Source organism: Metabacillus indicus (genome assembly GCF_046603695.1).
Classification (GTDB): Bacteria; Bacillota; Bacilli; order Bacillales; family Bacillaceae; genus Bacillus_P; species Bacillus_P indicus.
Map to the genome: position 1 here is coordinate 594,933 of NZ_CP176757.1, position 21,404 is coordinate 616,336.

12 protein-coding genes, 16 tRNA genes and 3 rRNA genes are annotated in these 21,404 nt (G+C 47.2%); 26 read left to right on the forward strand and 5 right to left on the reverse strand.

Annotated elements, in window-relative coordinates; translation table 11 throughout:
- Nucleotides 1-38 precede the first annotated feature (38 nt).
- The 3 genes from ACK1LH_RS03110 to ACK1LH_RS03120 all read right to left on the reverse strand — a co-directional run bounded on the left by ACK1LH_RS03110 (nt 39) and on the right by ACK1LH_RS03120 (nt 8,142).
- A complete protein-coding gene (locus ACK1LH_RS03110; RefSeq protein ID WP_282034257.1) occupies nt 39-1,121 on the reverse strand; it encodes an aromatic acid exporter family protein in 1,083 nt (360 codons plus the stop codon).
- Between the two features lie 939 nt (nt 1,122-2,060).
- Entirely contained in the window at nt 2,061-6,533 is a 4,473-nt protein-coding gene (locus ACK1LH_RS03115) for a glutamate synthase-related protein (protein WP_411334462.1), read from the reverse strand.
- Nucleotides 6,534-6,846: 313 nt separating this feature from the next.
- A complete protein-coding gene (locus tag ACK1LH_RS03120; protein WP_411334464.1) occupies nt 6,847-8,142 on the reverse strand; it encodes a glutamate-1-semialdehyde 2,1-aminomutase in 1,296 nt (431 codons plus the stop codon).
- Between the two features lie 116 nt (nt 8,143-8,258).
- Here ACK1LH_RS03120 and modA point away from each other — a divergent pair, with 116 nt between their 5' ends.
- The 6 genes from modA (at nt 8,259) to perR (ending at nt 12,357) form a co-directional block, all read left to right on the forward strand.
- Nucleotides 8,259-9,029 (forward strand): molybdate ABC transporter substrate-binding protein, encoded by a 771-nt coding sequence (modA, locus tag ACK1LH_RS03125; protein ID WP_411334465.1) that lies wholly within the window; start codon nt 8,259-8,261, stop codon nt 9,027-9,029.
- A complete protein-coding gene (gene modB / locus ACK1LH_RS03130) occupies nt 9,019-9,681 on the forward strand; it encodes a molybdate ABC transporter permease subunit (protein ID WP_411334467.1) in 663 nt (220 codons plus the stop codon). The genes modA and modB overlap by 11 nt, the downstream gene beginning before the upstream one ends.
- 79 nt (nt 9,682-9,760) lie before the next feature.
- A complete protein-coding gene (locus ACK1LH_RS03135; RefSeq protein ID WP_029285991.1) occupies nt 9,761-10,165 on the forward strand; it encodes an ion channel in 405 nt (134 codons plus the stop codon).
- A gap of 63 nt (nt 10,166-10,228) precedes the next feature.
- On the forward strand, nt 10,229-10,696 hold the full coding sequence (bcp, locus tag ACK1LH_RS03140) for a thioredoxin-dependent thiol peroxidase (protein ID WP_320154853.1): 468 nt from the start codon (nt 10,229-10,231) through the stop codon (nt 10,694-10,696).
- Nucleotides 10,697-10,849: 153 nt separating this feature from the next.
- Nucleotides 10,850-11,803 (forward strand): D-2-hydroxyacid dehydrogenase, encoded by a 954-nt coding sequence (locus ACK1LH_RS03145; RefSeq protein WP_411334468.1) that lies wholly within the window; start codon nt 10,850-10,852, stop codon nt 11,801-11,803.
- Between the two features lie 116 nt (nt 11,804-11,919).
- Nucleotides 11,920-12,357 (forward strand): peroxide-responsive transcriptional repressor PerR, encoded by a 438-nt coding sequence (perR, locus tag ACK1LH_RS03150; protein ID WP_029285997.1) that lies wholly within the window; start codon nt 11,920-11,922, stop codon nt 12,355-12,357.
- Between the two features lie 93 nt (nt 12,358-12,450).
- Here perR and ACK1LH_RS03155 read toward each other — a convergent pair whose 3' ends face one another.
- Nucleotides 12,451-12,804, reverse strand: a complete 354-nt coding sequence (locus tag ACK1LH_RS03155) for a YgzB family protein (protein ID WP_029285999.1) — start codon at nt 12,802-12,804, stop codon at nt 12,451-12,453.
- 203 nt (nt 12,805-13,007) lie between these two features.
- Between ACK1LH_RS03155 and ACK1LH_RS03160 the strand changes: the two genes are divergently transcribed.
- The 20 genes from ACK1LH_RS03160 to ACK1LH_RS03255 all read left to right on the forward strand — a co-directional run bounded on the left by ACK1LH_RS03160 (nt 13,008) and on the right by ACK1LH_RS03255 (nt 20,644).
- Entirely contained in the window at nt 13,008-13,880 is an 873-nt protein-coding gene (locus ACK1LH_RS03160) for a nucleotidyltransferase-like protein (protein ID WP_029286001.1), read from the forward strand.
- Nucleotides 13,881-14,123: 243 nt separating this feature from the next.
- Nucleotides 14,124-15,661, forward strand: a 16S ribosomal RNA gene (locus ACK1LH_RS03165).
- A gap of 203 nt (nt 15,662-15,864) precedes the next feature.
- A 23S ribosomal RNA gene (locus tag ACK1LH_RS03170) occupies nt 15,865-18,795 on the forward strand.
- 129 nt (nt 18,796-18,924) lie between these two features.
- Nucleotides 18,925-19,040: ribosomal RNA gene (rrf, locus tag ACK1LH_RS03175) — 5S ribosomal RNA — on the forward strand.
- The 16S, 23S and 5S rRNA genes sit together here with 16 tRNA genes alongside, the layout of an rRNA operon.
- A 16-nt stretch (nt 19,041-19,056) precedes the next feature.
- A tRNA-Asn gene (locus ACK1LH_RS03180) sits at nt 19,057-19,131 on the forward strand.
- Between the two features lie 4 nt (nt 19,132-19,135).
- Nucleotides 19,136-19,225: transfer RNA gene (locus ACK1LH_RS03185), tRNA-Ser, on the forward strand.
- A 9-nt stretch (nt 19,226-19,234) separates the two neighbouring features.
- Nucleotides 19,235-19,309 (forward strand) — tRNA-Glu (locus tag ACK1LH_RS03190).
- Nucleotides 19,310-19,324: 15 nt separating this feature from the next.
- Nucleotides 19,325-19,400 (forward strand) — tRNA-Val (locus ACK1LH_RS03195).
- An 82-nt stretch (nt 19,401-19,482) separates the two neighbouring features.
- Nucleotides 19,483-19,559: transfer RNA gene (locus tag ACK1LH_RS03200), tRNA-Met, on the forward strand.
- 3 nt (nt 19,560-19,562) lie between these two features.
- A tRNA-Asp gene (locus tag ACK1LH_RS03205) sits at nt 19,563-19,638 on the forward strand.
- 10 nt (nt 19,639-19,648) lie between these two features.
- Nucleotides 19,649-19,724, forward strand: a tRNA-Phe gene (locus tag ACK1LH_RS03210).
- A 13-nt stretch (nt 19,725-19,737) separates the two neighbouring features.
- Nucleotides 19,738-19,813: transfer RNA gene (locus tag ACK1LH_RS03215), tRNA-Thr, on the forward strand.
- Nucleotides 19,814-19,822: 9 nt separating this feature from the next.
- Nucleotides 19,823-19,907: transfer RNA gene (locus ACK1LH_RS03220), tRNA-Tyr, on the forward strand.
- A gap of 17 nt (nt 19,908-19,924) precedes the next feature.
- A tRNA-Trp gene (locus ACK1LH_RS03225) sits at nt 19,925-19,998 on the forward strand.
- Nucleotides 19,999-20,025: 27 nt separating this feature from the next.
- Nucleotides 20,026-20,098: transfer RNA gene (locus ACK1LH_RS03230), tRNA-His, on the forward strand.
- Nucleotides 20,099-20,131: 33 nt separating this feature from the next.
- Nucleotides 20,132-20,206 (forward strand) — tRNA-Gln (locus tag ACK1LH_RS03235).
- A gap of 58 nt (nt 20,207-20,264) precedes the next feature.
- Nucleotides 20,265-20,339 (forward strand) — tRNA-Gly (locus tag ACK1LH_RS03240).
- Between the two features lie 9 nt (nt 20,340-20,348).
- A tRNA-Cys gene (locus tag ACK1LH_RS03245) sits at nt 20,349-20,422 on the forward strand.
- Nucleotides 20,423-20,443: 21 nt separating this feature from the next.
- Nucleotides 20,444-20,529: transfer RNA gene (locus tag ACK1LH_RS03250), tRNA-Leu, on the forward strand.
- 34 nt (nt 20,530-20,563) lie between these two features.
- Nucleotides 20,564-20,644, forward strand: a tRNA-Leu gene (locus tag ACK1LH_RS03255).
- Nucleotides 20,645-20,977: 333 nt separating this feature from the next.
- Here ACK1LH_RS03255 and ACK1LH_RS03260 read toward each other — a convergent pair.
- A complete protein-coding gene (locus ACK1LH_RS03260) occupies nt 20,978-21,397 on the reverse strand; it encodes a hypothetical protein (protein ID WP_411334469.1) in 420 nt (139 codons plus the stop codon).
- Nucleotides 21,398-21,404 lie beyond the last annotated feature (7 nt).

Below are 21,404 nucleotides of genomic sequence, written 5' to 3' on the forward strand. Positions count from 1 at the left end.
TAAAAAGGACTGAACGATTTCCGTTCAGTCCTTTGTGTTTAGCTAGGTTCTTCCTGCTCCGATATCTGAAGCTCATTTTCTTCTTTATGATAACTGTGGAAGCTGTTAATCAGCGTATCAAGGTGCTCCAACTGTTCACTGTAATCGATAATGATAGCGATGAGCGGCAGCAGGTGGTAGAAGCACTCCTGGTCAATGCAGTTTCCTTTAAAATCCATGAAGGTATCAACAAGCTCCTGTTTATTGAACTGCCCTTCTTTAATAAACTCAACCGGTGCCTCAGGCTTGATTTTCCCGATGAATTTCAGCAGGCTTCGTTCGTGAAAATCAACGAGATAGTCCAGCTCATTTGCAAGAATGCTCTGAAATTCCTCCGGCAGGTGATGGAGTTCGTTTTCCAGGCGGTGCAGCTTTTTCAGGGTATCAAGCGACCTGTTCGTAGTCACCAGCATTTGCCTGAAAAGTACCAGCTTGCGTGATTTTGCATAAATATTGCGCTTGAAATAGGCGCGTTCTTCCTTATACATGAGATAAAGCTGATCGAGCTTCATCATTTTTTCTTTCAGTCTTTCAATGTCCGTTTTGAGCTCCGTATATTCCGACACCTGTCTCGTGTTAAAACGGATCCACTTAATGATTTCCTCTGTATTATCCACAATTCGGTAATACAGCTTTGTTTCATATTTTGGCGGAATGAAAATCAGATTCACGATAAATGCTGATAAGACGCCGAGGAGAACCGTTCCAAAGCGGATCAGGGCAAATTCGATGAAATCTTCGCCGGGACTCTCCAAAATCGCAATAACGGTCACGACTGAAACCGGAATTGTATTTTCAATCTTTATTCTTAAATTAATCGCAATGACGATAATGACAGTTAAACCGATAACAAACGGATGGGGACCGAAAATCAGCCCGAATAAAATGGCAAAGGCTGCTCCGATGACATTTGCCTGAACCTGCTCGATAACAGAAAGATAAGAGCGGTAAATGGTAGGCTGTATCGCAAAGATAGCTGCGATACCGGCAAAGGCTGGAGACGGTATGTTTAAAAGAGTGGCCAAAAACAGAGCCAGTGTAATGGCAATCCCCGTTTTGATAATGCGGGCACCAAGTTTCATTGGGTGTGTTTCTACATTCCCTTCTTTACTGATATGATATTGGACCTTATGACAGAAAAATCTGTCTGGTAAACAAGTAATGACTATACAATGTTAAAAGAAATTATTCAAGTTACTTTTTCCCGTTTTTGTGAAAAAAATAAGCCTTTTTCAAAAGATTTTCTGAAAACATTTATATGTATGCAACGGTGATGAGATAGATGTTCTTTTGGGTATCTTTACTTGGAAAATTTGTGGACCAAAATCCGCGCTCCACTAAAAAAAGGTCATCTCAAAGTCTCCAATCGAGCTAACAATCCAAAAAGCCTCTCTAACAATCGCAACGGCCGGTCTAACGATCCAAATTGGGCATCTAACAGTCCAACACGCGATTCTACACCAACTCTCAATAAAAACACCAAACAACGGCAGCAAAAAAAGCCGGAATGCCTCTTTTCTAGAAACCTTGTGACCAGGATCCGCGCTCCACTAAAAAAGAGGTCATCTCAAAGTCCTCAATGGAGCTAACAATCCAAAAACAGCGTCTAACAATCCAAATACCTTGTCTAACGATCCAAAAAAGATGCCTAACAGTCCAAATCGCATTCAGCTCCAATTCTCATCAAAAACAGCAATCCCCTGCAGTAAAAAAAGCCGGAAAGCCTCTTTTTCTAGAAACCTTGTGACCAGGATCCGTCTCCCGCTAGAAAAAGAGGTCATCTCAAAGTCCTTAATGGGGCTAACAATCCAAATACAGCGTCTAACAATCCAAACCGCCGCCCTAACAAGCGAAACACGGTGTCTAACGATCCCAACTTGATGCCTAACAATCCAAACGCCATTTCCGGTCGGTCCAGCTTCGAGCAGAAAAAAGACCCGTCACCACATCCAGCAATAAAAAAATCCGAACTGGCATAAATACCAGTTCGGATTTTCAAATGGTTCAAATCTAAGCCGCAATCACTCAGTCGATACAGATGGATCGGCCTGTTCTTTAACTGGAACTAGCTGAATGAAGTGATCTCCGACTGCGTTCAGCAGCGTCTTCAGTTCATTTGCTTCATCTTGCTGTCCGTGTTTTTCAAGTGATTCGATATAAGTTGTCAGAAGCTCTGTTACATCTGATTTGCCTTTGGTATTCAGAGATGAGATCTCGATTTTGGCGCCTTTGGCTACACGGCGCTCGAGCGCTTGTTTTGTTAAGCCGAGCTCAGGCTGGTGTCTGACATACACGACGCCGCCGGTCATGCCTGCACAGATCCATGGTCCAGGATCGCCGAGGACAAGTCCGCGTCCGTTCGTCATATACTCAAATGCAAATCCTTTTATGTTGGCATTTACCCCGATATTGCCTTTTTCCTCTGCCGGAATCGGTTTGGTGATTTTACCCCCGATGATCATGTCGGCACCGGATAAGCGGATGCCTGCACGTGCGTCTGCATTCCCCTGAACAAGAAGGAGGCCGCTCTGTGCGCCGTACCCGAAGCCTTTTCCGACAGAACCGTTGTAGTAGTTTCCGTCTGCTCCTTTTGATTTGAAGACCTGAATCGTACCGCCAAAGGACGTTTTACCCGTGCCGTCCTGGGCGCCGCCTTCTACACGGATATTGATGCCGCTTGAGTTGTAGGCGCCAAGTCCGTTGCCCGGAATAGAACCTTCTTTGTAGTGAAGCTCAATGTCATCAAGTTTGCGGTATGAACCGTCAAGACGTCCGCGGACCCTGTGACAGGAAACACGGCTGCCGAGAATGCGCTGCTCGGATGTAACGCTTGAGAATTCTCTTGAGCTGTGAAGTTCGCTGTCGTCGTAATCAAGGTACTCTGCTCCTGCAGCAACGGCAAGACGCTTGCTTTCAAGACTTGCTGCCACTTCTTTATGTGAGAGGTTCTGAATTTCAAGCGTCTCAAGGAGAAGGGACAGGTCCATCTCATCCTTGCCTCGGGTCTGTTCAAGAAGATCAGAGCGTCCGACAAGGTCCTGGAGATTTGTAAAACCAAGGGAAGCAGTCAATGTCTCGAGCTCAGAACCGAACGCGCTGAACAGGTTCACAAGCCCTTCTACAGACGGGTCGTACTTTCTTGGGACAAATCGGCGGAGACCGTGCTCTTTCGCCTGTGCTTCTGATTCAATCTGGGTTGCGATTCCCACATGGCATGTATCCAAATGACAGCCGCGGCATGTTGTACAGCCGATGGCAATCATCGAAAGGGTGCCGAAGCCGACGCGGTTTGCGCCGAGCAGCATGACCTTCATGACATCCATCGCACTCTTGATGCCGCCGTCTGCCCAAAGCTCCACTTTTTCGCGGAGACCGGCTTCAAGCAGGGCGTTGTGCGCCGCCTTTACCCCGATTTCAACAGGAAGACCGACGTGCTGAAGGGCATGAATACGCGCCGCACCTGTTCCGCCGTCAAATCCGCTGAGTGTGATGATGTCAGCGCCGGCTTTTGCAATTCCCACTGCGATTGTCCCGATGTTTGGAACAACAGGAACCTTAACAGAAACCTTTGCCTGATCGTTGGCTGTTTTCAGCTCTGAAATCATCTGCGCCAAATCTTCAATCGAATAGATGTCATGGTTGTTTGACGGAGAAATAAGGTCAGAACCGATTGTAGCATTCCGTGATTCAGCGATCTTGGCTGTTACCTTTGAGCCTGGAAGATGTCCGCCTTCACCAGGCTTTGCACCTTGGCCTATCTTGATTTCAAGCAGGTTTGACGAGTTCAGAAGCTCGGCGTTTACGCCAAATCGTCCGGACGCAATCTGCTGGCCGCGCGTGCGCGGATATTTGCCCAGCATATCTTTGATTTCTCCGCCTTCACCGTTTAAGCTCACCATGTTCAGCTGCTCTGCCGCTTCTGCATATGCGCGGAACGCGACTTCATTTTGAGAACCGAATGACATGGACGCGATGACAAACGGAAGACTGTGATCGCCGACGCCAATATTGACTTTATCTTTAGGTACAGAAGACTTTCCTTTTTTCAGATCTGTCAGATGACGAATCGTGATCGGATTGCTTTCTTCCTGTTCCGTCAGCTTTTCGCGGTAGCCTTCGTAATCTCCTGATTTCGCGACATCGCCGATTGCTTTCCAGATCCGCGGGAAGATGTGGAACGTCTTGCTCGGACGTGCTTTTTCATTTTCAAAATCACTGCTTCGTTCTACAGCATCTGCCTTCATGCTTTCAAAATTGAATTTCAAAGAAGGAGAGCCAAGGAAGTTGACGATGTTCAGTTCTTTTTCAATTTCTTCATTTAAGCCGATGGAAGAGAAGAGTCTGCCGTATCCGCGCAGCTCATGAATTCCGATCGTTGAAATGACCTTTTCAAGGCCTTTATTTAATGACTCATACAAGTTGACCGCAGGCTTCGCTGAGTCTTCTTCAGCAACCGTCGCAAACAGAATGTAAGGGCTGATCAGGTTCGCACCAAGGCCGTAAGCCACCATAATGTCATGCAGAGATCTGACCGCACCTGTGCGAAGAAGAATCGAACAGTTTCTGCGCAGGCTTTCCTTTACAAGAGCCTGATCAATCACCGATGTCACTAAATGCGGATCAATCCAGAGCTTGCCGTTCTGATGTGCTTCTCTGTCATCAAGGACAAGAAGGACAGCGCCGTCATTTACTGCATGAATGGCTTCAAGCTTCAGGCGGTTAAGAGCGTCTTTCAGAGTTTCATCTTCTGTGTAAACCGCTGAAAGGACGTGAAGCTGCTTTTCTTTTGAAAAATAGTCTATCACTTCTTCATATGGCAGCTGGTCAATCTGCTCAGAAGCCATAATGCCAAGCTTACCTTCGAGCAGAAGCGGTGACGGCAGTTCAATCATCGCCGTTTTATCATGCTGCTCTGTCAGAGAAGGACGTTTGCCGACTACTGAGCGGATGGAAAAGTGCTCGGACTCACGGTCACGGTCAATCGCAGGGTTTGTAACAACCGCAACACTTTCTTTAATGAAGTCTGCTATGTTTTTCCGGTCAGGATGGATGGCTGCAAGCGGTCCGTCGTGTCCAAGCGAGCGGATTGGCTCAGCGCCTTTTTCAGCCATCTGCTCAAGCAGCTGGATGTGCTCGCGGTCCCAGCCGAATGCTGCATAATGTCCGTTATGGACTTTGAAAATAGGCGAAGCAGAGCATTTGCCTTTGCTGACAGGGTGCAGCAACCGTTCTCTGTAGCCGTCCACATCAAGTCTGCTTGAGAAACGCTTGTAGACTTCTTCCTGTAGGGATGGATATTCAAACAGCTCCATCTCATCTTCCTTCCACTTAAGGCCGAGTTTTTCCCCGGGTCCAAGCGGCTTTGGTTCCCCCGCATAGAGGGAGTTCGGAATGATTCCCGGCTCTGATGCGAAAATATAGGAAGAAACAGATTCTACTTTCCAAAGCGGTCTGAGGCCGAGTGCATCAACACTGAAGACAGCTTCATCGGCAAATCTTGAGATAATGCCCGCAGGTCCCTGTGCAAAGTGTCCCCACGCCTCGCGGATATACGTGTACAAATCCTTCAGGTGCTCAGGATAAGCTTTGATTTCATTAATAATAGGAGGGAACAGAACATCAAGTGCTTCAAAGAGGCTGTATCCTTCTCTTGCAACAAGCATTTCAATCGTTCTGTTCAGATCCTGGGAATCACTGCCTCCGTCTGTAAGCGGGACATCCATGATTCTTGCTTCATCGCGAAGCTTGGCAATCGTATTGATTTCTCCGTTGTGGCCAAGCAGGCTGAATGGCTGCACGCGAAAAAAAGTAGAAAGCGTATTCGTAGAATACCTGTTATGGCCAAGAGTCATTGTCGACGCTGCAAGCGGGTTTGCAAGGTCATGATAGAACTTCGGAAGAACATCTCCTGCTCCCATTACTTTGTAGACGGCTGCATGCTGGCTCAGCGATGCCACATGCACATGGTGATTTTTCTCGATTTGAATGGTTAATTCAAAGAGATCCTTATTAAGGGAATCAGGGTTTCCAGCAGGAATCACGGCAAATTGCCAAAAGAGAGGTTCTTCTTGTAAAGCGATGGGTCCAAGTGCAGATGAAGTTGTTACTTTGTCAGTTTCAAATAGAAGTTCGAAGTTTTTATCAGAAAGAAGCTGCCTGATTTCTTTTTTTAGTGTATCCGGGTTTTCGTTTTTGGATAGAAACAGGTGGCCGACAATGAAATCTTTGCGTTCGGCAAGCGCCGGGTCAAGGCCTGCATTCTCAAGCTTTTCCTTCCAAAGAGCTCTTGGAATGTCGATATGGATGCCGACTCCGTCACCTTCGCCATTGATGAAACCTGCACGATGGTTCATCGTCACGAGGGCATCAATACAGAGGTCGATATTTTCTTTTGTCGGAACTTTCCTTTTCTCAATGACTGACACAATGCCGCAAGCGTCATGCTCTGCGTTGTGAAAATCCTTAAACTTACTTGGGCTCCAGTTTTCTCTCATAAAAGCGGCTTGAAAGGGGAATTCGTTTCCCGCTTATAGCCTTCACCTCCCGGGTAAAATATGAATCTATCATGTAAAAACATAGATTTCTTTGTGAGATTTAATAACAAAATTTTCAGAAATGTAATACTTATCATATCATTTAGATTATGAAAATTCAATTATTTATACATTTTTTTGGAGGAGTCATACATGGCAGAAAAGTTTAAATATTCATACAAAACGCTTAATAGCTTATTTGTAAACGTTTTCAAACACGTTCAAAAAAAGAAAAAAACAGGGAGTGAAATCCCTGTTTGAATAAATTGTATATTTATACAGTCCTTAATTGTTTAAATGAACGCTCCACCGCTGCGAGTGTCTGTTCGATGTCTTCTTCCGTGTGAGCTGTAGTGAGGAACCACGCTTCATATTTGGACGGAGCAAGGTTGATGCCTTCATGAAGCATCAGCTTGAAGAACCTGGCGAACATTTCACCGTCCGTTTTTTCAGCCTGGTCATAGTTTACTACTTTCTCAGTCGTAAAGTAGATGGTGAGGGCTCCTTTTAACCGGTTCATCGTAATCGGGATGCCGTGTGTTTTTGCATGTTTCAGGATGCCTTCTTCAAGCATCTGCCCAAGTCTGTCCAGTTTCTCATAGACGCCTTCTTCTTTCAGAACTTCAAGACAGGCAATGCCGGACAGAATGGACGCCGGGTTTCCGGCCATGGTTCCTGCCTGATAAGCAGGTCCAAGCGGGGCAACCTGTTCCATGATTTCTTTTTTGCCTCCGTAGGCGCCGATTGGGAGGCCTCCGCCGATGATTTTGCCTAAGGCAGTAAGGTCAGGAGTGATGCCGAGCAGGTCCTGCGCTCCGCCGTACATGAAGCGGAAAGCTGTTATGACTTCATCATAGATGACGAGCGCTCCTGCATCGTGTGTCAGGTCATTCACTGCTTGAAGGAATCCAGGCAGCGGCTCGACGATCCCAAAGTTGCCGACGATCGGCTCAACAAGCACAGCGGCGATTTGATCTCCCCATTTTTCAAGTGCTTCTTTAAAAGGTTCGATATCATTAAATGGTACTGTGATGACTTCATTTGCAATGCTTTTCGGCACGCCTGCAGAATCGGGGGTGCCAAGTGTAGAAGGACCGGATCCTGCTGCAACTAGCACAAGGTCGGAATGTCCGTGATAACAGCCTGCGAATTTAATGATTTTGTCGCGTCCTGTATAAGCGCGGGCTACACGGATGGTCGTCATGACCGCCTCTGTACCTGAGTTGACAAAGCGGACTTTATCCATGCCCGGCATCGCTTCTTTCAGCATCTTTGCAAATTTCACTTCATGCGGAGTCGGAGTTCCGTAAAGGACGCCGTCCTCTGCCGCTTTTTGAATCGCTTTTGTAATATGAGGATGGGCATGTCCTGTGATGATCGGCCCGTACGCAGCAAGATAATCAATGTATTTGTTGCCGTCCACATCCCAGAAATAAGCTCCGTTCGCTCTCTCCATCACAACCGGCGACCCTCCGCCAACCGCTTTATAGGAACGGGAAGGGCTGTTCACCCCGCCGACAATATGTTCTAATGCTTCTGAATGAAGCTGTTCAGATTTTGTGAAATTCATAGAATCCTCCTGAAAAATAAGTCTGCTGTCTATTCTAGCACGTTTAAATAAGATGAAAAACGTCAGATGACACTAGTATAATAGAAATAATGAACCTATGAAAAGGATGGGCACCTGTGCGCAAAAACTATCTCTTGATTTTATTATGCCTTGTTCTTGCTGCCTGCGGGGGACAGGCACCCCCCGAAAAGAAAACCGTGCTGCTGATTTCGGCTGCAGCGAGCCTGAAGGAATCCCTGCAGGAGGTAATAGAACAGTTTGAAAAGGAAAATCCTTCTATTGAAGTACAAATGAACTTCGGCTCAACCGGTTCCCTTCAGAAACAGATCGAACAGGGTGCTCCCGCAGACCTGCTGATATCTGCATCTAAACCATTTTTCACAGAGCTGAGCAAAAAAGGATACATAAGCCCTTCCCTGCAAATGGACTATCTGGGAAATGAACTTGTTATGGTTACAGCCAAGGAGGACATGGAAATGAAGGATTTGCCCGAGGCAGGAAAAATCTCAATCGGCATTCCTGAAACCGTGCCGGCGGGAGCTTATGCAAAAGAAGCCCTTGAATATCACGGGATATGGGACATGGTGGAAGCGAAAACCGTCTTTGCTAAGGATGTCAGGCAGGTTCTCTCATATGTAGAGACAGAAAACGTGGATGCAGGGATTGTCTACAAAACAGATGCCATGCAGTCCGAAAAAGTGAATCAGGAAAGCCTTGATCCTGAATCCTATGGCGACATTGTCTATCCGGCAGGTGTTCTGGAGAGAACGAAGCACCAAAAAGAAGCAGAAGTTTTTTATGAATTTTTAAAAACAGACAGGGCAAAGCAGGTATTTGAAAAGTACGGATTTACCGTCCTGCCTGCAGGTGACGAACATGTGGACTGATGCAAGCGGACCGGTCCTGCTGTCTGTTCAGGTTGCGGTGATTTCAACGATCTTTGTGGCCGCAGCAGGGATTCTCGCTGGGAGACTGATGGCGAGAGCTTCGTTCAAGGGGAAGACCCTCCTTGAAACCGTCCTGATGCTGCCTCTTGTCCTTCCGCCTACCGTTGTCGGCTTTTTGCTGATTGTCGCATTCGGTGTGAACAGTCCGGCAGGCAGGTTGATTGAACGGGTCATGGGATCTCCGCTGATATTTACAGTGTGGGCTGCTGTCATCGCTGCAGGAGTGGTCTCTTTTCCCCTTATGTATCAGGCGGCAAAGCTCGGTTTTCAGATGGTGGACAGGGAGATCGAGGATGCATCCAAGGTGGACGGGGCTGGAGGAATGCAGACGTTTCTGCATATTACTCTGCCACTGGCTGTTCCGTCTCTTATAACCGGAGTGGTCCTTTCTTTCACAAGAGCCCTGGGGGAATTTGGGGCGAGTTTGATGTTTGCGGGAAATATCCCGGGTCAGACCCAGACGGCGGCAACGGCGATTTATATTGCCATGGACTCGGGTGATATGAACCTTGCATGGCTTTTAACGGGAGTCCTGATCTTGCTGTCGTTCAGCCTGTTATTTTTCGTTCAGATGCTGAAGAGACAGCCGTAATTTTCAGACAGGCCGAATAAACAAAGCCTTCCTGTATATATTGTATCATTACCTGTTTTGGACATGGGGTGCTGCATACATGGGAGGGCTTTTTGCGGTAGCTGTAACGCTGTGCCTGCTGATGAGCTTCAACATTTTCATCCGGACGTTTTCGAGAAAAAACTTTCTCTCCATTGATACACTGCTGATCGTGATCTTTCTATATCTTTCGATTTTGATCGGTTTTAGCATGATGTACCTGATCCTTGACGCAAGCGGTTTTGAGGTGCTGGTGGATAACGGTGTTATTTTGGAAGGAACGTATCTTGAACGGCTGCATACATGCTTATATTTCAGTGCTGTGACCCTGTTTTCCCTCGGATACGGGGATGTTGTGCCCATCGGGTTTGGCCGGCTGCTTGCCGTACTTGAAGCGCTGATCGGCTATGTTCTTCCGGCGGTGTTTGTAGCAAGAACCGTATGGGGCATGGATAAAGTGTCATAAGTTGTATCCTGCCGCTGAATTGGGTAGTCTTTAAGTAAACCTATTTTAGCGGAGGATGATAAGATGACAATCGAAGCCGGCCAAATGGCTCCTGATTTTGAACTGACAGCAGATAACGGGGAAAAAGTGAAGCTGTCTGACTTTAGAGGGAAAAACGTAGTCCTTTATTTTTATCCAAAAGACATGACGCCTGGCTGCACGACTCAGGCGTGTGATTTCAGAGACCAGCACAAAAGCTTTGAAGAAGTGGATGCCGTCATTCTTGGCGTAAGCACGGATCCTCAAAGCCGTCACGAAAAATTCAAAGAGAAATACGATCTTCCGTTTCTCCTGCTTGTGGATGAAGAACATGAGGCTGCAGAAAAATTCGGAGTATGGAAGCTTAAGAAAAACTTCGGCAAAGAGTACATGGGGATTGAACGCTCTACTTTCATCATCAACAAAGACGGCGAGATCGCCAAAGAATGGAGAAAAGTGAAAGTAAAGGGACATGTAGAAGAAGCGCTGCAGTATATAAAAGAAAATATGTGAACATTGAGGCAAACGTCCAGACAGAACCATTCATCCGTGAGTATGCTGTATGGAAGGCATAACCTCCTCATTCGTTAGCGCAATGTACGTGCAGGAATTCAGATTCCTGCACGCTTTTTATTTTGGTAAACTAACAAAAAAGGGGGATAAACAGTGAACGTATTTTCTACAGTGAAATTGCCAGTACATATGAAAGAAGACCTACTAAATGGATTTCCTGAAGCGCAGTTCAGCTTTGACAACAAAATAGAAGAAGCTGGAGATGAACTGCGCAATGCGGAAGTTATTTTAACCTACGGGGAAGATTTAACGGCTGAAATCATTGCAGAGGCGTCTTCCCTGAAATGGATCATGGTCGCATCTGCCGGAATGGACAGAATGCCGTTTGAAGCATTGCGCGATAAAAAAATTCTCGTGACAAATGCTAAAGGTGTACATAAGATCCCGATGGCTGAATATACACTATCAATGATGCTGCAAATCTCAAGAGACGCCGCCAAGCTTTCTGAAAATCAGCAGAAACGAAAGTGGGACCGAAGAGTCGTGATGAATGAAATTCACGGAAAAACCATTTTTGTTCTGGGAGCGGGAGCGATCGGCACGGAAATCGCAAGGCTTGCTAAGGCTTTTGGCATGACGGCAGCGGGAATGAACCGCTCCGGCAAGTCTGTGGAATTTTTTGATGAGATTCTGACGTTTGAAGAGATGAACCGGGGTCTTCAGGAAGCGGATTTTGTGGTATCAGTCCTTCCGAGCACAGGAGAGACAAGGCATATCCTTAACCTGGATGCTTTCAGGCAGATGAAGAAGGAAGCGGTTTTCATCAACATCGGGCGAGGGGATGCCGTTGTGGAAGTGGATTTGATCACAGCCCTTAATGAAGGTTCCCTGAAGCATGCTGTTCTGGATGTATTTGAAGAAGAGCCTCTTAGAGAAGATCATCCGTTCTGGGGGATGGAAAAGGTGACGGTTACGCCTCATTTGTCTGGAATTACGAAGAACTACCTTCCAAGAGCAATGGAGATCTTCAAGAGAAATTTAAGGCACTACCTGGACGGGGACCCATCAGCGTTTGAAAACCCGGTTGATTTAGAGAAGGGATACTGAGCCATCTTTTAAAGGAATTCCCGGGGCATCTGATTGACAAAAGTCCCAGACACACTGTACACTAATTATAAATATTATAAAGTAAGAATGTTTTTCAGAAAAGAGGTGCATAGCGGATGTCAGAACATCAGTTAAAAGAAGCCCTTGACACGCTGAAGCAGACTGGAGTAAGAATCACACCCCAGCGGCATGCCATTTTAGAATATCTTATCCAATCAATGACCCACCCTACGGCAGATGATATTTATAAATCCCTCGAAAGCAAATTTCCGAACATGAGCGTTGCGACTGTCTATAACAACCTTCGTGTCTTCAGGGAAGTTGGCCTTGTGAAGGAGCTTACCTACGGAGATGCCTCAAGCAGATTTGATTTCGTCACAACAGAGCACTACCACGTGATCTGCGAAAAGTGCGGCAAGATCGTAGATTTTCATTATCCGGGACTGGACGAGGTAGAACACCTTGCTTCTCACGTGACAGGCTTTAAAGTCAGCCACCACCGTATGGAAATATACGGCGTGTGCGGAACCTGCGAAAAGAGAGAGACTCATTAATCGTACTGAATGCTGCATGTGGCATTCAGTTTTTTCTTTCTATACGAATAAAAGCGGAGGGCTGTCGCTCTCCGCTTTTGTGTGTAATTTTTTTTATTCCACTGTCTTCCGATTGTATTTTTCATCAAAGTCTTTGCCTTCAAGGTTCGGATCAAGCGTCAGCGGTTCATTGCAGTACATGCACATGTCTACCCTTCCGAGGATCTTCGTGGTCTTCCCGCAGGACGGGCAAGTGACCTGGACGGCTTTAGTGGAAAGCATGCCGATCCAGAAATAAACAACCGTGCTTCCTACTATTGATAATAATCCAAGCATCATGAAGATGGTCATAATGATCGGAGATGTTCTAAAGAAGATACCGATATACATAATGAAAAAGCCAATAAAGATGAGACTGAGCGCGAACGTGCGGATTTTATTAATCTTGCTTGAATATTTCAGTGCCATTATTCCGACCTCCTATTTACCAATATAGCACAAATGTAAGGGATTTCGGACAACTTACCTGAAGCTTTTGACGAGAAAATATCAGAAAACGATAGATTCTCTTTCTTCCTTCCCTTATAATTTTGAAGTGCTGAATGCAAAAGGAGTTTTTTCGCCTTTGTAGAATTGTGATATATAGTCATAAATATAATGGGGGAATACCAATGGAAAATCTTCTCCGTCCTATTTATCAAGAAAGAGCGAGCCATCCGGATACGCTTGCAATCGTCATGATTGAAAAAAGAAACCAGACATCACCGCTTACTGATAATTTGGATGTCGCGCTGCTTGTCATCGTGAAAGAGGCGAAGCAGCCTGTTTTTATTAAACACTATGAATTTGACGGACAAAAGGCTTCTCTTACGATTGTTTCAGATCAGCAGGTGCAGGAGTGGATCCTGCTTGGAACAAACCGGAGAATGGTCGACTGGATCCTGAACGGAAAAGTATTATTTGACCGCAATGAGTATTTAGGCGAGCTTGTAGACCGCCTGAAAGTATTCCCGTTCTCAGAGCGCAGGCTGAAAATCGGCCTTGAATACGGCAAGCTGATCAGAAGGTATCTGGAAGGAAAGGTCTTCTTTGAATCAAGACAATTTCTTGATGCCTACAATCATATCGTCCATGCTCTTCATCATCTGGCAAGACTTGAAGTCATCGACCGCGGATTTTATCCCGAAGTAACGGTATGGAACCAGGTCCGCCAAATGGAGCCGCAGGTGTACAAGCTCTACAAAGAACTGGTTGAAAGTGAAGAATCTCTAGAAAAAAGACTTGAGCTGCTGTTTTTGGCGAGTGATTTTCTTATCCATTCCAAGTCGGAAATTGGAGCGGGGCATCTTCTTGGCATTCTTTCAGAGAAAGAAGTATGGCTGTATGCCGATCTGATGGAGCATCCGGAAGCGCGCTATTATTCAGTTGATTTAAGTGTTTTACTTGAGTTTCTTGTTGATAAAGAATTCGTTGAAGTCGTGAAGATTGAAACGAAGGGACAAAGAATTTTCCATCGCGGATATTCTGTTACAAAAAAGTATTGACTTTGATATTTTACGGTGATATATTAATAAGCGTCGCTGCTGAAGCAAGTTCACTTTTGACGGCGCAGACAGCGACTTCTCATAAAAAAACTTCTTAAAAAAGTTGTTGACACTGAGTTAACGAAATGATATATTAAGAAGGTCGCTTCAAGAGCGAAAATGATCTTTGAAAACTAAACAAAACCAAAAGCGTACCAAACGTTTTAAATTTTTAAGTCAGCAACATTTATGAGTCACAAATTTTCTTCGGAGAGTTTGATCCTGGCTCAGGACGAACGCTGGCGGCGTGCCTAATACATGCAAGTCGAGCGGACCTCTTCGGAGGTCAGCGGCGGACGGGTGAGTAACACGTGGGCAACCTGCCTGTAAGACTGGGATAACTCCGGGAAACCGGAGCTAATACCGGATACTATGTCAAACCGCATGGTTTGACATTCAAAGACGGTTTCGGCTGTCACTTACAGATGGGCCCGCGGCGCATTAGCTAGTTGGTGAGGTAATGGCTCACCAAGGCGACGATGCGTAGCCGACCTGAGAGGGTGATCGGCCACACTGGGACTGAGACACGGCCCAGACTCCTACGGGAGGCAGCAGTAGGGAATCTTCCGCAATGGACGAAAGTCTGACGGAGCAACGCCGCGTGAGTGATGAAGGTTTTCGGATCGTAAAACTCTGTTGTCAGGGAAGAACAAGTGCCGGAGTAACTGCCGGCGCCTTGACGGTACCTGACCAGAAAGCCACGGCTAACTACGTGCCAGCAGCCGCGGTAATACGTAGGTGGCAAGCGTTGTCCGGAATTATTGGGCGTAAAGCGCGCGCAGGCGGTTTCTTAAGTCTGATGTGAAAGCCCCCGGCTCAACCGGGGAGGGTCATTGGAAACTGGGAAACTTGAGTGCAGAAGAGGAGAGTGGAATTCCACGTGTAGCGGTGAAATGCGTAGAGATGTGGAGGAACACCAGTGGCGAAGGCGACTCTCTGGTCTGTAACTGACGCTGAGGCGCGAAAGCGTGGGGAGCGAACAGGATTAGATACCCTGGTAGTCCACGCCGTAAACGATGAGTGCTAAGTGTTAGAGGGTTTCCGCCCTTTAGTGCTGCAGCTAACGCATTAAGCACTCCGCCTGGGGAGTACGGTCGCAAGACTGAAACTCAAAGGAATTGACGGGGGCCCGCACAAGCGGTGGAGCATGTGGTTTAATTCGAAGCAACGCGAAGAACCTTACCAGGTCTTGACATCCTTTGCCACTTCTAGAGATAGAAGGTTCCCCTTCGGGGGACAAAGTGACAGGTGGTGCATGGTTGTCGTCAGCTCGTGTCGTGAGATGTTGGGTTAAGTCCCGCAACGAGCGCAACCCTTGATCTTAGTTGCCAGCATTCAGTTGGGCACTCTAAGGTGACTGCCGGTGACAAACCGGAGGAAGGTGGGGATGACGTCAAATCATCATGCCCCTTATGACCTGGGCTACACACGTGCTACAATGGATGGTACAAAGGGCTGCGAGACCGCGAGGTTTAGCCAATCCCATAAAACCATTCTCAGTTCGGATTGCAGGCTGCAACTCGCCTGCATGAAGCTGGAATCGCTAGTAATCGCGGATCAGCATGCCGCGGTGAATACGTTCCCGGGCCTTGTACACACCGCCCGTCACACCACGAGAGTTTGCAACACCCGAAGTCGGTGGGGTAACCGCAAGGAGCCAGCCGCCTAAGGTGGGGTAGATGATTGGGGTGAAGTCGTAACAAGGTAGCCGTATCGGAAGGTGCGGCTGGATCACCTCCTTTCTAAGGATATGAGGTCGCTTTTGGTTTTTGTTTAGTTTTGAGAGATCATTCTCTCTATATGAAAGAAGGCGATCATTTCTGATCTGCCGGTTGTTCTTTGAAAACTGGATAACGTAATTGATAACAAGTAATTCACTGAGATTTACGCTTACCATAGTGATTTTCTTAGACTTTACAGTCTAAACAAACGATTGACCAATTTTGGTTAAGTTATGAAGGGCGCACGGTGGATGCCTTGGCACTAGGAGCCGATGAAGGACGGGACTAACACCGATATGCTTTGGGGAGCTGTAAGTAAGCTTTGATCCAGAGATTTCCGAATGGGGAAACCCACTGTTCGTAATGGAACAGTATCTTTACCTGAATACATAGGGTACTGAAGGCAGACCCGGGGAACTGAAACATCTAAGTACCCGGAGGAAGAGAAAGCAAATGCGATTTCCCAAGTAGCGGCGAGCGAAACGGAATCAGCCCAAACCAAGAGGCTTGCCTCTTGGGGTTGTAGGACACTCTATACGGAGTTACAAAGGAACGGGGTAGATGAAGCGGCCTGGAAAGGCCTGTCATAGAAGGTAAAAACCCTGTAGTCGAAACTTCGTTCCCTCCAGAGTGGATCCTGAGTACGGCGGGACACGTGAAATCCCGTCGGAATCCGGGAGGACCATCTCCCAAGGCTAAATACTACCTAGTGACCGATAGTGAACCAGTACCGTGAGGGAAAGGTGAAAAGCACCCCGGAAGGGGAGTGAAAAGATCCTGAAACCGTGTGCTTACAAGTAGTCAGAGCCCGTTAACGGGTGATGGCGTGCCTTTTGTAGAATGAACCGGCGAGTTACGATCCCGTGCAAGGTTAAGTTGATGAGACGGAGCCGCAGCGAAAGCGAGTCTGAATAGGGCGAATTAGTACGTGGTCGTAGACCCGAAACCAGGTGATCTACCCATGTCCAGGGTGAAGTTCAGGTAACACTGAATGGAGGCCCGAACCCACGCACGTTGAAAAGTGCGGGGATGAGGTGTGGGTAGCGGAGAAATTCCAATCGAACTTGGAGATAGCTGGTTCTCTCCGAAATAGCTTTAGGGCTAGCCTCGAGTATGAGAGTCTTGGAGGTAGAGCACTGATTGGACTAGGGGCCCTCATCGGGTTACCGAATTCAGTCAAACTCCGAATGCCAAAGACTTGCTCCTCGGGAGTCAGACTGCGAGTGATAAGATCCGTAGTCAAGAGGGAAACAGCCCAGACCGCCAGCTAAGGTCCCAAAGTATACGTTAAGTGGAAAAGGATGTGGAGTTGCTTAGACAACCAGGATGTTGGCTTAGAAGCAGCCACCATTTAAAGAGTGCGTAATAGCTCACTGGTCGAGTGACTCTGCGCCGAAAATGTACCGGGGCTAAACGTATCACCGAAGCTGCGGACTGTTCTTACGAACAGTGGTAGGAGAGCGTTCTAAGGGCGTCGAAGCCAGACCGGAAGGACTGGTGGAGCGCTTAGAAGTGAGAATGCCGGTATGAGTAGCGAAAGAGGGGTGAGAATCCCCTCCACCGAATGCCTAAGGTTTCCTGAGGAAGGCTCGTCCGCTCAGGGTTAGTCGGGACCTAAGCCGAGGCCGAAAGGCGTAGGCGATGGACAACAGGTTGATATTCCTGTACCACCTCCTCACCATTTGAGCAATGGGGGGACGCAGGAGGATAGGGCAAGCGCGCTGTTGGATATGCGCGTCCAAGCAGTTAGGCCGGGAAGTAGGCAAATCCGCTTCCCATATAAGGCTGAGCTGTGATGGCGAGGGAAATTTAGTACCGAAGTTCCTGATTCCACACTGCCAAGAAAAGCCTCTAGCGAGGTGAGAGGTGCCCGTACCGCAAACCGACACAGGTAGGCGAGGAGAGAATCCTAAGGTGAGCGAGAGAACTCTCGTTAAGGAACTCGGCAAAATGACCCCGTAACTTCGGGAGAAGGGGTGCTTTTTAGGGTGAATAGCCCTGAAAAGCCGCAGTGAATAGGCCCAGGCGACTGTTTAGCAAAAACACAGGTCTCTGCGAAGCCGCAAGGCGAAGTATAGGGGCTGACGCCTGCCCGGTGCTGGAAGGTTAAGGGGAGAGGTTAGCGCAAGCGAAGCTTTGAACCGAAGCCCCAGTAAACGGCGGCCGTAACTATAACGGTCCTAAGGTAGCGAAATTCCTTGTCGGGTAAGTTCCGACCCGCACGAAAGGCGTAACGATCTGGGCACTGTCTCAACGAGAGACTCGGTGAAATTATAGTACCTGTGAAGATGCAGGTTACCCGCGACAGGACGGAAAGACCCCGTGGAGCTTTACTGCAGCCTGATATTGAATTTTGGTACAGCTTGTACAGGATAGGTAGGAGCCTTGGAAGCCGGAGCGCAAGCTTCGGTGGAGGCATTGGTGGGATACTACCCTTGCTGTATTGAAATTCTAACCCGCAGCCCTTACCGGGCTGGGAGACAGTGTCAGGCGGGCAGTTTGACTGGGGCGGTCGCCTCCTAAAATGTAACGGAGGCGCCCAAAGGTTCCCTCAGAATGGTTGGAAATCATTCGCAGAGTGTAAAGGCACAAGGGAGCTTGACTGCGAGACCTACAAGTCGAGCAGGGACGAAAGTCGGGCTTAGTGATCCGGTGGTTCCGCATGGAAGGGCCATCGCTCAACGGATAAAAGCTACCCCGGGGATAACAGGCTTATCTCCCCCAAGAGTCCACATCGACGGGGAGGTTTGGCACCTCGATGTCGGCTCATCGCATCCTGGGGCTGTAGTCGGTCCCAAGGGTTGGGCTGTTCGCCCATTAAAGCGGTACGCGAGCTGGGTTCAGAACGTCGTGAGACAGTTCGGTCCCTATCCGTCGTGGGCGCAGGAAATTTGAGAGGAGCTGTCCTTAGTACGAGAGGACCGGGATGGACGCACCGCTGGTGTACCAGTTGTCTTGCCAAAGGCATCGCTGGGTAGCTATGTGCGGAAGGGATAAGTGCTGAAAGCATCTAAGCATGAAGCCCCCCTCAAGATGAGATTTCCCATCACATTTGTGAGTAAGAACCCTGAAAGATGATCAGGTTGATAGGTCTGAGGTGGAAGCGCGGTGACGTGTGGAGCTGACAGATACTAATCGTTCGAGGACTTAACCACAGTCTAACTAAGTGTAAGTTGCATGTGAATCTTGTTATCAAACGTTATTCAGTTTTGAAAGAATAACTTCTTTCAAAAAAAAAGCTTGAAATCTTCGGATTTCATAGTATAATAATTTTTGTCACTATGTCTGGTGATGATGGCAAAGAGGTCACACCCGTTCCCATGCCGAACACGGAAGTTAAGCTCTTTAGCGCCGATGGTAGTTGGGGGTTTCCCCCTGTGAGAGTAGGACGTTGCCAGGCTGGTGAAAATTATTATTCCGCAGTAGCTCAGTGGTAGAGCTATCGGCTGTTAACCGATCGGTCGTAGGTTCGAGTCCTACCTGCGGAGCCATTTTGGAGAGCTGTCCGAGTGGCCGAAGGAGCACGATTGGAAATCGTGTAGGCGGTAACCCGTCTCAAGGGTTCGAATCCCTTGCTCTCCGCCACAACTTTATGGCCCGTTGGTCAAGCGGTTAAGACACCGCCCTTTCACGGCGGTAACACGGGTTCGAATCCCGTACGGGTCACCAACATATTTTCACTGCGGAGGATTAGCTCAGCTGGGAGAGCATCTGCCTTACAAGCAGAGGGTCGGCGGTTCGAGCCCGTCATCCTCCACCATGAAAATTTAAAGCAGCAGCGTAACGGTCAAGCAGGTTTAACACCAACTTATCGGGACGAAAAAGAATTACCTTATTATTATCGCGGGGTGGAGCAGTCTGGTAGCTCGTCGGGCTCATAACCCGAAGGTCGCAGGTTCAAATCCTGTCCCCGCAACCAAATGGTCCCGTGGTGTAGCGGTTAACATGCCTGCCTGTCACGCAGGAGATCGCCGGTTCGATCCCGGTCGGGACCGCCATTTTTATAAAGGCTTGGTAGCTCAGTCGGTAGAGCAAAGGACTGAAAATCCTTGTGTCGGCGGTTCGATTCCGTCCCAAGCCACCATTTACACTTATATGCCGGTGTAGCTCAATTGGTAGAGCAACTGACTTGTAATCAGTAGGTTGGGGGTTCAAGTCCTCTTGCCGGCACCACTGAAATGTGGAGGGGTAGCGAAGTGGCTAAACGCGGCGGACTGTAAATCCGCTCCCTCAGGGTTCGGCGGTTCGAATCCGTCCCCCTCCACCATTTTTAAAAAAGAATACAGGGGTATAGTTTAAAGGTAGAACAGAGGTCTCCAAAACCTCCGGTGTGGGTTCGAGTCCTACTACCCCTGCCAATTTAATTAATCTTATATAGTATAATGGCGGCTGTGGCGAAGTGGTTAACGCACCAGATTGTGGCTCTGGCATTCGTGGGTTCGATTCCCATCAGTCGCCCCTTTTTACTTAATAGGGTTTTTATTTTTGTTTTGGGCTATAGCCAAGCGGTAAGGCAACGGACTTTGACTCCGTCATGCGCTGGTTCGAATCCAGCTAGCCCAGCCATTTTCACTTTAACAGTCATCTTTGTGCACCAGCTGCATAAGATACAATTACGGCGAATGCGGAAGTAGTTCAGTGGTAGAACACCACCTTGCCAAGGTGGGGGTCGCGGGTTCGAATCCCGTCTTCCGCTCCAGAATCTTAAGGCGGCATAGCCAAGTGGTAAGGCAGAGGTCTGCAAAACCTTTATCCCCGGTTCAAATCCGGGTGTCGCCTCCAATTTTTATGAACTCACCCTTAGCCGGGGTGGCGGAACTGGCAGACGCACAGGACTTAAAATCCTGCGGTAGGTGACTACCGTACCGGTTCGATTCCGGTCCTCGGCATCAACCAGTATCCAGTTCAAAAAATGATCAATTTGCCGGTGTGGCGGAATTGGCAGACGCGCACGACTCAAAATCGTGTTCCTCTGGAGTGTCGGTTCGACCCCGACCACCGGTATCTAAAATAGCTATAGAAATCAAGACTTCAACGGTTATGTTGAAGTCTTTTTTTTGCGTTTATTTTCGCGACATAAATAATATAATATCGTGTGCGTAAGAGGTTGGTGTGGGTAGAAGAGAAAAACTTTCAGATGAAGAAGCACGAATTATTAAAAAGAAAATTACGGATGATTAAGCTTACGAATTTTTCTTCAAAGATTGTTATTTGAGAAATTTAAAATAAAAAAGGACCTTAGTGGTCCTTTAGCTCCTTCACTAAAGCTATTTGAAGAAGATTATATATTATGGTAATAGAATAGAGCTGTTTACTCCTATTTTCATACCCAAAACCCTATAGTTTTATTGAAATATTTGGAAATGATAGTAAAGCAAAGACAACTACAATTAAAACAGGTAGGTAGAATATTAAAAGTGTCTTTGAAATGATAGCTTTAAACCAATTACCTGTTTTCCCTTCAAAAGGTTTTGTGCTCATCGAAAAATTTATTTCCGTTTCTTTTAGAGTAACAGCATGTTCATACAGCTTCCTAAATAACCACTCTTGATGAATAAAAAATCCATCCAATAACCAAAAGAAGAATACAGGTACCAATGCTAAAATAATATACTTCGTATTCATTTCATCAATATTAGCGAAAGCAAGTAATCCAACTACTAGGGTAACCGTCCAACCTTTTAATAAAAATGAATTAGATGCCATACGCGTTATTACATTTTGGATCATTTCAAGATAACGTATTTTGCTTTCCATACAACAT

Bases quoted from the DNA above. Each gene is read 5' to 3' on its own strand.
- ACK1LH_RS03110 (WP_282034257.1), bottom strand. From the start codon at position 1,121: ATGAAACTTGGTGCCCGCATTATCAAAACGGGGATTGCCATTACACTG.
- ACK1LH_RS03115 (WP_411334462.1), bottom strand. From the start codon at position 6,533: ATGAGAGAAAACTGGAGCCCAAGTAAGTTTAAGGATTTTCACAACGCA.
- ACK1LH_RS03120 (WP_411334464.1), bottom strand. From the start codon at position 8,142: ATGAATTTCACAAAATCTGAACAGCTTCATTCAGAAGCATTAGAACAT.
- modB (WP_411334467.1), top strand. From the start codon at position 9,019: ATGTGGACTGATGCAAGCGGACCGGTCCTGCTGTCTGTTCAGGTTGCG.
- ACK1LH_RS03135 (WP_029285991.1), top strand. From the start codon at position 9,761: ATGGGAGGGCTTTTTGCGGTAGCTGTAACGCTGTGCCTGCTGATGAGC.
- bcp (WP_320154853.1), top strand. From the start codon at position 10,229: ATGACAATCGAAGCCGGCCAAATGGCTCCTGATTTTGAACTGACAGCA.
- perR (WP_029285997.1), top strand. From the start codon at position 11,920: ATGTCAGAACATCAGTTAAAAGAAGCCCTTGACACGCTGAAGCAGACT.
- ACK1LH_RS03155 (WP_029285999.1), bottom strand. From the start codon at position 12,804: ATGGCACTGAAATATTCAAGCAAGATTAATAAAATCCGCACGTTCGCG.
- ACK1LH_RS03160 (WP_029286001.1), top strand. From the start codon at position 13,008: ATGGAAAATCTTCTCCGTCCTATTTATCAAGAAAGAGCGAGCCATCCG.
- ACK1LH_RS03260 (WP_411334469.1), bottom strand. From the start codon at position 21,397: ATGGAAAGCAAAATACGTTATCTTGAAATGATCCAAAATGTAATAACG.